Below are 11,228 nucleotides of genomic sequence, written 5' to 3'. Positions count from 1 at the left end.
CCGGCCCGCCGCGTCCGGCCCGCCGGGCGGCGGCCCGGCCGGCCCCGAGGGCGGCGGCACGGCCCCGCCACCGGAGCCACCACCGCCGAAGCCACCGCCGGGGCTGCCGCCGCCGGGCCATACGGTCGTGCCGGAGGGCGTGACGACGGGCTGCTGGGGCTGGTGGGCGGGCGGAGCGGGGTAGGGGCCCGCGGGCCCGCCCGCCGTCGCGTACGGGCCGCCGAAGCCGGTGCCGCCGTCCAGGTGGCCGTCCGGGTGGGGGTACCACTGGTACTCGTCGCCGCCGCCAGGGCGCGTGGTGTGTGTCATGGCTACGACTGTGCTGACCGAAGATGAGAATTCTCTGAGGACCCACTGAAAAGCTTGACAGAAGCGCGTAGGCCGGGAATAAAGACCGCTGCTCAACGGCGGGCCCCGGGCACTCCGGTCCGAGGCGGTCGAATGGACCCGGCCGCACGCCACCCGGCCCGGCGCGCACGGACGCCGCCGGGCGACCGCGGGCGCCCCTGGACGGCCCACGACGGGACTCGGAACACGGCGATCCGGGACTCGACGGCCCGGTACACGGCGGGCCCAAGAACACGACGGCAGCCAGCGCGGCCGGGGCCCCGAGCGCGGAGCGGCCCGACCGGCGAGGTCACCCGCAGCCGCAGGACCTGCGCACCACCAGCTCCGCCGGGAAGCGCTCCACCCGCTCCCGGCGCGACCCCGCGACCCGCAGCCCGTCGTCCAGCACCAGGTCCACGGCCGCGTTGGCCATCGCCACCCGGTCCGCCGCGACCGTGGTCAGCGGCGGGTCGGTCAGCCCGGCCTCCTTGACGTCGTCGAAGCCGGCGACGGCCAGCTCGCGTGGCACGTCGATGCGCAGCTCGCGCGCGGCGCGCAGCACGCCGATGGCCTGGTCGTCGGTGGCGCAGAAGACGGCGGTGGGCCGGTCGGGGCCGGACAGCAGGCGCAGGGCGACCTGGTAGGCGTCGTAACGGTTGTACGGGGCCTGGAAGAGGCGGCCCTCGGTGGGCCGTCCGGCCTCCTCCATGGCCTGCCGCCAGCCCTCGACGTGGTCGGTGACCGGGTCGCCGACCTTCGGGGTGCGCTCGGTGCCGCCGAGGCAGGCGACGTACGCGTGGCCGTGCTCCAGCAGGTGGCGCACGGCCAGGCGGGCGCCGCCCACGTCGTCGCAGACCACGGCCACGTCGTCGATGGCCGCGCGGCGCGCGTGCAGCAGGACGACGCGCGCGTCCCAGGCCTCGATCTCGACGGCGGCGTTCTCGCTGGGGCCCTGGCTGATGAGGATGAGGCCGGAGACCCGCATCCCGAGGAAGGCGCGCAGGTAGTGCACCTCGCGCTCGTCCAGGTAGTCGGAGTTGCCGACGAGGACCATCTTGCCGCGCTCGGCAGCCGCTCGTTCGACGGAGTGCGCCATCTCCGCGAAGAACGGCTGCCGGGCGTCGGGCAGGATCAGGCCTATGAGGTCGGTGCGGCGGCTCGCCATCGCCTGCGCGACCCGGTCGGGCCGGTAGCCGAGCTCCTGGATGGCGGCGAGCACCCGCTCGCGCGTGGCCGGGGCGACCGGCCGGGGTCCGTTGTTGATGACATAGCTGACGACGGCGGTGGACGTCCCCGCCAGCCGTGCCACATCGTCCCGCGTCACCTTGGCCACGCGCGGCAGTCTACGCGGGTACAGCTAGCGATTGGCCGGTCGTGCGGCCGCGGCCGCCCGGGAGCCGTCGTCGTGCGCCGCCTCGGCGCCGCCGTCGGCCTCCGGCTGCGGGGCGGCGGCCTCGGCCTTCGCCCGCGCCTTGGCCTCCTCGGCCGCCCGCTCGACCTTCTCCGGCGCCACGAAGCGGTAACCTACGTTGCGCACCGTCCCGATCAGGGACTCGTGCTCCGGGCCGAGCTTTGCCCGCAGCCGCCGTACGTGCACATCCACCGTGCGGGTGCCGCCGAAGTAGTCGTACCCCCACACCTCCTGGAGGAGCTGCGCGCGCGTGAAGACCCGGCCCGGGTGCTGAGCGAGGTACTTCAGCAGCTCGAACTCCTTGAACGTGAGGTCGAGCACACGCCCCCGGAGTTTCGCGCTGTAGGTGGCCTCGTCCACGGACAGGTCGCCGTTGCGGATCTCCATCGGGCTGTCGTCGGTGGAGATCTGCTGGCGGCCCATGGCCAGCCGCAGGCGCGCCTCGACCTCGGCCGGGCCCGCGGTGTCCAGCAGGACGTCGTCGACGCCCCAGTCGGCGGTGACGGCGGCCAGGCCGCCCTCGGTGACCACCAGCAGCAGCGGGCAGCCGGGCCCGGTGGACCGCAGCAGCTGGCACAGGCTGCGGACCTGCGGCAGGTCGCGGCGGCCGTCGATGAGAATGACGTCGGCCCCGGGAGTGTCCACCAGGGCGGGGCCCTCGGCCGGCGCCACCCGCACGTTGTGCAGCAGCAGGCCGAGGGCGGGAAGCACCTCCGTCGAGGGCTGGAGTGCGTTGGTCAGCAGAAGCAGCGAACTCACCGGGCGCCACCCGCCCCCGGCTCGGTCCGTACCTCGGTTCTCCGGTCTTGCACGCTTCGATCGCCCATTACGTCGGTTCCTCCTCGGTCCCTGCGAGGACGTATGCGGCACTGTCCGTACGCCGTCGTTCGCCTTTCGTACGCCGTCGTACGCTTTGCGGCTCCGCGCCCTGGAGCGCGCACGTGCTCAAAAGCGCATGGCGCGCCCGTAAGCACAAAAGGATCCGGGGGCTGCGTTGCCCGGATCCTCTTCACATGAGGATAACCCACATGACACACGGTACCGAGGCCGGATATACGCCTTCTTGTGTTCCCCTGGTCACGATTAGGACGCGACGGGCTGCTCTGCTGACCGACGACGGGGTGTCTGTAGACGCCATTTACGAGTCGTACGCGGGCCCCGCGCGGGAGGCCGAGCCGCCTTCGGCAGTCGTGATCGCGCACGGTTTCACGGGCTCCTGGCAGCGCCCGGCGGTGCGCCGCGTGGCGGCCGCGCTGCGCGCGCACGCGGCCGTGATCTCCTTCTCCCTCCGAGGTCACGGGGCGTCCGGCGGGCTGTCCACGGTCGGCGACCGGGAGGTGCTGGACGTGGCGGCGGCGGTGCGGTGGGCACGCCTGCTCGGGCACGCGCGGGTGGCCACGGTGGGCTTCTCGCTGGGCGGCGCGGTGGTGCTGCGGCACGCCGCGCTGTGCCGGGAACCCGGGCATCCGCTTGTGTCGGACGCCCCGGAGGGGGCTCCCCCGTCCGGGGGTGACATTGCCCACGACGAAAACGGGCCACGAGGCGCCGCCGACCGCTCGTCCCGTGCCCTGGCCGCCCCGGGGCGCACACCGGGCGCGGGGGTGCACGCCCGGGGCACGCAGGCGCACACCGACGCGGTCGTGGCCGTCAGCGCGCCTGCCCGCTGGCACTACCGGGGCACGCCCCCGATGCGCCGCGTGCACTGGGCGATCGACCGTCCCGAGGGCCGCCTGGTGGCCCGGTACGGCCTGCGCACCCGCGTCGACCCGCACCGCTGGAACCCCGTGCCCCTCGCGCCCTTCGCCGCCGTGCCCCTGATCGCGCCGACGCCGCTGCTGGTCGTCCACGGCGACCGCGACCCGTACTTCCCCCTGGACCACCCGCGCATGCTGGCGGCGGCGGGCGACCCGTCGTCCACAGACCTGTGGATCGAGCCCGGCGTCGGCCACGCGGAGAACGCCATGGACGCGGGCCTGCTGGAGCGCATCGGCGCGTGGGCGGCGCGGGCGGCCGCCGGCGGGTGACCCGCGGGCCGGCCGGTGGCCCGCGGGCCGGCAGGCGACCCCGGGCCGCCGCGCGCCCGGCCGGTCACCGGCCCGCCCACGGCCGCCGTCCCGGCCGGGAGTCGGGGTCGGAGTCCGGGGTCGGCTCACACCGCGGGCCGCCGCCGCACGTCGTACGGGTCCCACTCCAGCTTCCAGAAGGCTTCGAGCCCGCGCTCGGCCACGAACTGCCGCTCGGCCTCGTAAATCGGATACAACCCATGGATGGTGACGAGGTCCCGGCCCGCGCCGCCGTCGGCGCCCACGTCGATGCCGGTGCAGTCGTCCAGGTCGAGCACGGCGGGCGCGAAGACGCAGAACGCCGTCATGGTCGACTCCGCCGCCACCGGCTCGCCGAAGTCGACCGTGTCGCCGTAGGTGAACGGGCAGGTCCCGCGCAGGTTCTCGGTGAGCGCCCCCAGGGCGCGCGCCCAGGCCAGGTCCGCCGAGCGGACGCTCAGGCACAGCTCGGGCGCGGCGTGCCGCCAGTCCGCGTGCCGCGCCAGCGACAGCCCGTAGGTGAGCACGGTGAGCAGGCCGTCCGGCAGTCCCCGGTACGCCAGGGCCGTCACGGGCGGCAGGCCCGGCGTGCTCGGCTCCGTCCGGAGGAACAGCGGTTCGACGCCGCCCGAAAGGCGGTCGAGACGGGTGAGGTAGAGCTCTGCGCGACTGGCCATCGGCCCAGCCTGCCGCACGGGCCGGAACCGCCGCCGGGCAGGGTCCGGGCGCTCCGCCGTGGCGTACGGCTCCGGGGCATGGCATACGACCTGCAAGCACGCCAAACCGCACGGACGCCGGGTCAGAAGCGGATCAGGACGCCCACGTGCGGCACGTGGCGCGGAAGGAACCACCTGTGGACCCGGCGCACCCACCGGAAGCGCCAGCCGTACTTGCGGTCGAGGGCCGCGCACACCCGGGCCATGTCGGCCGGACCCGCCACCACCTGCCCCGTGCCGCGCACCTCCCCCTCCCCGGGCGCGACGCGTCCGCGCAGATCGCACGGTGCGACGGTGACCCGCGGATCGCGGCCCAGGCGCTTGGTCTTCCCGCTCCCGGCACCGGTCCAGACCACCAGCCCGTCGCCGTCCACGGCGGCCCATACGGCGGTCGCCACCGGCGTGCCGTCGCGGCGGTAGGTGACCAGGCTGACGTACGGGCTGCGGGCTATGTGCGCGGGGACCATACCCACACAATGTCGCATCCCGCTGGATCCGGCCTGGAGCGAGCCGGCCAGGCCCGGCAGAGCGACGGTGGAGTACGGCCCCGGACCGCACCGCGACGACGCCACGCCCGGTCCGCCGAACGGCAGCCCCGGACCCGTACCGCCCGGGCGTACCGCCTGGGCCCCGGCCGCGTCGGTCCCGGGGCACGCCTCGCCCCGGCCTCACGGGGGAGGCAGACACGCGAGAGGGACAGGCGCACCCGGGGCGCGGGTACGTGCAGGCACCGGCACGCCTCGGCCCCGGCACGTCTGGAGGACGGTCACCCGCGAGGGACGGTCACGCGCGGGTCCCAGACACACAGGACACCGGCACGCCCCGGCCCCGAGCACGCCTGGGAGACGGTCACACGGGGCGGGCGGTCCGCCGGGGCGGTCATGCCAGGGGCGGTGGGGCCGCCGCGGGCCTCTGTGCCAGGCCAGGCGCCGGGCCGGGGCCGCGCCGACCGGGCACCGACCGGGCACCGACCGGGCGGACACCGACCGGGCGCCGACCGGGCGGGCGCCGACCGGGCACCGACCGGGCGGGCGCCCAGGAGGCAGGGCCCCGGGCGCCCGCCGGGGGCCCGAGCCGCGGCCNCGGGCGGGCGCCCAGGAGGCAGGGCCCCGGGCGCCCGCCGGGGGCCCGAGCCGCGGCCCTCCTCTGCCCCGCGCGGGGCAGAGGAGCAGGGCAGGGGCAGCAGCCTGCTCAGTCCGCCTCGACGACCGGCTCCGCGAACTGCGCCGTGTACAGCCGCGCGTACGCCCCCTCCGCCGCCAGCAGCGACTCGTGCGTGCCCTGCTCCACGATCCGCCCCGACTCCATGACCAGGATCACGTCCGCGTCCCGGATGGTCGACAGCCGGTGCGCGATCACGAAGCTCGTGCGGCCGGTGCGCAGCGAGGCCATCGCGTGCTGGATCAGCACCTCGGTGCGGGTGTCGACCGAGCTGGTCGCCTCGTCCAGGACGAGGATGGCGGGCTCGGCCAGGAAGGCGCGGGCGATGGTGATGAGCTGCTTCTCACCCGCGCTGATGTTGGAGCCCTCATCGTCGATGACCGTGTCGTAGCCGTCCGGCAGGGTCCGTACGAAGCGGTCGACGTGCGTGGCCTTCGCCGCCTCCACGATCTTGTCGAAGGAGGCGCCCTCGGCGCCGTAGGCGATGTTCTCCGCGATCGTGCCGCCGAACAGCCAGGTGTCCTGGAGCACCATGCCGATGTTGGAGCGCAGCTCCTCCCGCGAGACGGCCGCGACGTCCACGCCGTCCAGCGTGATCCGGCCGCCGCTGACCTCGTAGAACCGCATGAGCAGGTTGACCAGCGTGGTCTTGCCCGCGCCGGTGGGTCCGACGATGGCGACCGTCTGGCCGGGGCTGACGGACAGCGACAGGTCCTCGATCAGGGGCTTGTCCGGCTCGTACCGGAAGGACACCCGCTCGAACTCGACGTGGCCGCGCACCCGCCCCAGGCGGACGCCGTCGGCCGGGTCGGGCTGCTGCTCCTCGGCGTCCAGCAGCTCGAAGACGCGCTCGGCGGAGGCGACGCCGGACTGGACCAGGTTGGCCATGGAGGCCACCTGCGTGAGCGGCTGGCTGAACTGGCGCGAGTACTGCACGAACGCCTGCACGTCGCCGATGGACAGCGAGCCGCTGGCCACCCGCAGGCCGCCGACCACGGCCACCAGCACGTAGTTGAGGTTGCCGATGAACATCATCGCGGGCTGGAGGATGCCGGAGATGAACTGGGCCCTGAACCCGGCCTCGTACAGCTTCTCGTTCTCCTGGCGGAAGATCTCGGCGGACTCCTTCTCCCGGCCGAAGACCTTCACCAGGGTGTGCCCGGTGTACATCTCCTCGATGTGGGCGTTGAGCTTGCCGGTGGACTTCCACTGGGCGACGAACTGCGGCTGCGCGCGCTTGCCCACGCGTGCCGCCACCACGACCGACACCGGCACGGTCACCAGCGCGACCAGGGCCAGCAGCGGCGAGATCCAGAACATCATGGCCAGCACGCCGACGATGGTCAGCACCGAGGCCATGAGCTGGCTCATGCTCTGCTGGAGGGTCTGCTGGATATTGTCGATGTCGTTGGTGGTGCGGGAGAGCACCTCGCCGCGCGGCTGCCGGTCGAAGTACGACAGCGGCAGCCGGGACAGCTTGGCCTCGACGTCCTCGCGCATGCGGAAGACGGCGCGCTGCACGACGGTGGTGAAGATCCGCGTCTGGAGCAGGCCGAGCACCGCGGCGCCCGCGTAGATCAGCGCCACCCACAGCAGGACGGTGCCGACCGCGCCGAAGTCGATGCCCTGGCCGGGCACCACGTCCATGGACGCGACCATGTCGGCCACGGTGCCGTGGCCGTCCTGGCGCAGCTGGGCGACGGCCTCCCGCTTGGTGCTGCCCTCGGGCAGCTGGCGGCCGATGACGCCCGCGAAGATCAGGTCGGTGGCGTGGCCGAGGATCTTCGGGCCGAGCACGGTCAGCGCGATGCTGACGACGCCGAGGCCGACCGCCGTCCAGGCCATGCCGCGCTCGGGGCGCATGGCGGCCAGCAGGCGGCGGGTCGACCCGCGGAAGTCCATGGTCCGCTCGGCGGGCTGGGCGCCCATCCAGCGGCCGGCGCCGGCGGCCGGGGCCGGGCCCCGGCGCGGCGCGGCCTGGCCGGCGCCCTTGCCGGGGCCGTCGGCGCCCGTGCCGGGGCCGGCCGGGCGTGGCGCGGTCTGCTTGCCTCCGGTGCCGGTCACGCCGCCTCCTGCTCGGTGAGCTGGGAGAGCACGATCTCCCGGTAGGTCTGGTTGTCCGCCATCAGCTCGCTGTGGGTGCCGGTGCCGACCACCCGGCCGCCGTCGAGCACGACGATGCGGTCGGCGCCCCGGATGGTGGACACCCGCTGGGCGACGATCACGACGGTGGCCTGGCGGGTCTCCGCGGCGAGGGCGGTCCGCAGCCGCGCGTCGGTGGCGTAGTCGAGCGCCGAGAAGGAGTCGTCGAAGAGGTAGACGGCGGGCTTGCCGACGAGGGCGCGGGCGATGGACAGCCGCTGCCGCTGGCCTCCGGAGACGTTGCCGCCGCCCTGCGCTATCGGGGAGTCCAGGCCGTGCTCCATGGCCGCCACGAAGTCCCGGCCCTGGGCGATCTCCAGCGCGTGCCACAGCTCCTCGTCGGTGGCGTCCGGATTGCCGTAGCGGAGGTTTGACGCGACGGTGCCGCTGAAGAGGTACGGCTTCTGCGGTACGTAGCCGACGGTCCGCGTCATCACGGCGGGGTCGAGGTCGCGGACGTCCACTCCGTCCACCAGCACGGCCCCGTCGGTGGCGTCGAACAGCCGGGGCACCAGGCCCAGCAGCGTGGACTTCCCGCTGCCCGTCGAGCCGATGACGGCTGTGACCTCCCCGGGCCGGGCCACCAGAGAAACGTTTCGCAGCACCGGCTCCTCGGCGCCCGGGTAGCGGAACTCGATGTTCCACAGCTCCAGCAGGCCGCGCCGGTCCGCGGGCGCGGGGGCCGCGGGCACCAGCGGGGGCACCACGCTGGTGGAGGTGGTCAGCACCTCCTGGACGCGCTCGGCGCACACCTCGGCACGCGGCACGAGCATGAACATGAAGGTCGCCATCATGACGGCCATGAGGATCTGCATCAGGTAGCTGAGGAAGGCCGTCAGCGCGCCGATCTCCATGCCGCCGCTGTCGATGCGGTGCCCGCCGAACCAGACGACGGCCACGCTGGAGAGGTTCACCACCAGCATGACCACGGGGAACATGAGCGCCATCAGCTGGCCGCCGCGCAGCGACATGTCGAACAGGTCGGTGTTGGCGCGGGTGAAGCGGTCGCGCTCGTGCGCGTCGCGGACGAAGGCGCGGATGACGCGGATGCCGGTGATCTGCTCGCGCAGCACCCGGTTGACCGTGTCGATACGCTGCTGGCCCGCGCGGAACACCGGCCGCATGCGGCGGATGATCAGCGCGAGGGGTATGCCGAGCAGCGGCACGATGACCAGCAGCAGCGAGGACAGCGGCACGTCCTGGTTGAGCGCGAGGACGATGCCGCCGACGCACATGATCGGTGCCGAGACCATCATCGTGAAGGTCATCAGGCACAGCATCTGGACCTGCTGCACGTCGTTGGTGGTGCGGGTGATCAGGGAGGGGGCCCCGAAGTGGCCGACCTCCCGGGCGGAGAAGGACTGCACCTGGTCGAAGACGGCGGCGCGTATGTCCCGGCCGAGCAGCATGGCCGTACGGGCGCCGTAGTAGACCGCGCCGATCGCGCACACGATCTGCAGAAGCGATACGGCGGTCATGACGCCGCCGATCCGCAGGATGTACCCGGTATCCCCCTGCACGACACCGTTGTCGATGAGGTCGGCGTTGAGGGTCGGCAGGTACAGCGTGGCGAGCGTCTGGACGAGTTGGAGGAGGAGGATCAAGACGAGGGAGCGGGCGTAGGGCCGCAGATACGCCCGTATGAGTCGGACCAGCACAACGAAACCTTATGCGAACGGCTCCCGCTCGCATCGGGATTTTCGCCGCCCCGGCCCGCCCGCGCCTGACAGGATGGCGGCGCGGCCTCCGGCGGGCGGCCGGGGACCGGGCGCGGCACGCGCGGGAGGACGGCGTTCCCGGCGGCGGCCCCGGGCGGCGGCCGTACGGCGCTGCCGGTGCCGCGTCCGGGACGGGCACGGCCCGGCGGTGCGAGGCGGCAGAATACGACCGACGGACGCGACGGCGCGGCACGCGACACGAGGGGACGGGACGGCCACCGCGATGGGGACGACGAACACGGCGGGCCCGCCCACCGGCACCATCCGGTACTGGGCGGCGGCCAAGGCGGCGGCCGGGACGGCCGAGGAGCCGTACGCCGCGGCGACGCTCGCCGAGGCCCTGCACGAGGCGCGGCGGCGGCACGGCGCCCGCCCGGAGTTCGCGCGGGTGCTGCTGCGCTGCTCCTTCCTGGTCGACGGCGCCCCCGTCGGCACGCGCGACCACGCGGCGGTCCCACTGGCCGAGGGCGGCACGGTCGAGGTGCTCCCTCCCTTCGCAGGAGGGTGACGTTCGCCTCATGAGCGACCAGCAGCGGTACGACGAGCACGAGGGCCGGCACGGCCAGGCCGGCGGCGGCTACGGCGGGCACGGTGCGCCGGACGGCGGGCACGGCCCCCACGCCCGGCCCGGCCCGTACGCGCCCTACGGCGGCGCCCAGGACGGCGCCCGCGACCCGTACGCGGCCTCCGGCGCGGCCCCCGACCCGTACGCGCGGCAGGCCCCGGCAGGCCCCGAGGGCCCGTACGCCCCGCACGACCCGCCCGCCCCGCACGCGCCGCACAACCCGTACGGCACGCCGGACCCGCCCGCGCCGCATGACCCGTACGGCCCGCAGGACCCGTACGGCCCGTACGGCGGGCAGGACCCGCACGCCGCGCACCCGGGCGCGCCCGCGGGCTGGGACCCGTACGGCGCGCAGCAGCCCGCCCAGCAGCACCCGCAGCCGGACCCCGCGGGCCCGTACGCGCCGGCCGGCCCCTACGCGCCGTCCTGGGAGGAGCACCAGCAGCCCGCCGTCGCCACCGCCGCCGGGGCAGCCGCCGGGCAGGCCGCCGGTCCCGCGCCGTACGCGCCGGTGGACCTGGGCGCGCCGCTGGCCCACCCGGAGGACCCCGAGCCGGGTCCGGCGCCCGCCCGGTCCGCCGACGACGACCGGGCCGGCCGCCCGGACCGGCCGGACCGGCCGCTGACCGCCGCGCAGCGGGCCCGCGCCGAGGGCCGCTCCCCGATCATCGAGCCGGGCCTCCAGCCCGCCCTGGTGACCACCGCCCTGGCCGCGCTGCTGGCCGCCGCCGCGCCGCTGGGCAGGCCCGCGCTGGCCGCCGCCGTGGTGGTGCTCCAGGCGGTCACGGCCGCCGGCTGGTTCCGGCTGAACGGCATGTGGCCCGCCCGGCAGGGCATCGCGCTGGCCTTCGCGGGCGGCCTGGCGGCCGACGCCGGGCTGCTGGCCACCGAGCCCCGGCACGCCCCGACGGTGCTCATCGGCACGCTCGGCGTGTGGCTGCTGCTGGTGCTGGTCCGCCAGCTCGGCGTGGCCAGCGGGTCGGACGAGCGGCTGTACGGCCTGATGGCGACGGTCGCCTCGACGGCCGTCACGGTGGTCGCGGCGGGCCACCTGGCGGCGGCGGGCGACTCGGCCGACACGGTGGTCGCGGGCGCCGCGGCCGTGGCCGCGGCGGTGCTCGCCCACGCCCTGCCGCTGCCGGCCGC

General features: G+C 74.9%; 9 protein-coding genes and 1 pseudogene. 3 read left to right on the top strand and 7 right to left on the bottom strand.

Translation table 11 applies throughout. The features are described from left to right. From RKE29_RS23120 to RKE29_RS23110, 3 genes and pseudogenes are all read right to left on the bottom strand, one after another. Window positions 1–309: pseudogene (locus RKE29_RS23120) on the bottom strand (hypothetical protein); the annotation flags it as partial. A gap of 328 nt (window positions 310–637) precedes the next feature. After that, window positions 638–1,660 (bottom strand): LacI family DNA-binding transcriptional regulator, encoded by a 1,023-nt coding sequence (locus tag RKE29_RS23115; protein ID WP_312007505.1) that lies wholly within the window; start codon window positions 1,658–1,660, stop codon window positions 638–640. Window positions 1,661–1,684: 24 nt separating this feature from the next. Next, the gene (locus RKE29_RS23110; protein ID WP_312007504.1) at window positions 1,685–2,497 is read right to left on the bottom strand and encodes a response regulator transcription factor; all 813 of its coding nucleotides are present in this window, start codon (window positions 2,495–2,497) and stop codon (window positions 1,685–1,687) included. Window positions 2,498–2,766: 269 nt separating this feature from the next. On the opposite strand from RKE29_RS23110, the gene RKE29_RS23105 reads away from it, so the two are divergent. After that, window positions 2,767–3,762 (top strand): alpha/beta fold hydrolase, encoded by a 996-nt coding sequence (locus RKE29_RS23105; protein WP_312007503.1) that lies wholly within the window; start codon window positions 2,767–2,769, stop codon window positions 3,760–3,762. 125 nt (window positions 3,763–3,887) lie between these two features. Here the strand turns inward: RKE29_RS23105 and RKE29_RS23100 are convergent, their stop codons facing one another. The 4 genes from RKE29_RS23100 to RKE29_RS23085 all read right to left on the bottom strand — a co-directional run bounded on the left by RKE29_RS23100 (window position 3,888) and on the right by RKE29_RS23085 (window position 9,457). Beyond that, a complete protein-coding gene (locus tag RKE29_RS23100) occupies window positions 3,888–4,457 on the bottom strand; it encodes a suppressor of fused domain protein (RefSeq protein ID WP_312007502.1) in 570 nt (189 codons plus the stop codon). A 122-nt stretch (window positions 4,458–4,579) separates the two neighbouring features. Next, complete coding sequence (locus RKE29_RS23095) at window positions 4,580–4,963, bottom strand: PPOX class F420-dependent oxidoreductase (protein WP_312007501.1); 384 nt, start codon at window positions 4,961–4,963, stop codon at window positions 4,580–4,582. Window positions 4,964–5,687: 724 nt separating this feature from the next. Beyond that, window positions 5,688–7,586 carry an ABC transporter ATP-binding protein gene (locus RKE29_RS23090; protein ID WP_312007506.1) on the bottom strand — a complete coding sequence of 633 codons (1,899 nt, stop codon included), beginning with the start codon at window positions 7,584–7,586 and terminating at the stop codon, window positions 5,688–5,690. 131 nt (window positions 7,587–7,717) lie between these two features. Then, window positions 7,718–9,457, bottom strand: a complete 1,740-nt coding sequence (locus RKE29_RS23085; RefSeq protein ID WP_312007500.1) for an ABC transporter ATP-binding protein — start codon at window positions 9,455–9,457, stop codon at window positions 7,718–7,720. A gap of 283 nt (window positions 9,458–9,740) precedes the next feature. Here RKE29_RS23085 and RKE29_RS23080 point away from each other — a divergent pair, with 283 nt between their 5' ends. Together RKE29_RS23080 and RKE29_RS23075 are read left to right on the top strand one after the other, a co-directional pair. Then, window positions 9,741–10,025, top strand: coding sequence for a MoaD/ThiS family protein (locus RKE29_RS23080; protein WP_312007499.1), 285 nt, complete (start codon window positions 9,741–9,743; stop codon window positions 10,023–10,025). 10 nt (window positions 10,026–10,035) lie between these two features. After that, window positions 10,036–11,228: hypothetical protein (locus RKE29_RS23075; RefSeq protein WP_312007498.1), on the top strand; the 1,193-nt coding region annotated here is incomplete at its 3' end.

Source organism: Streptomyces sp. B1866 (assembly GCF_031932565.1).
In the GTDB taxonomy this organism is placed as follows: Bacteria; Actinomycetota; Actinomycetes; order Streptomycetales; family Streptomycetaceae; genus Streptomyces.
Note: the sequence above shows the minus strand (reverse complement) of the source record. Positions and strands in the feature narration are given on the sequence as shown.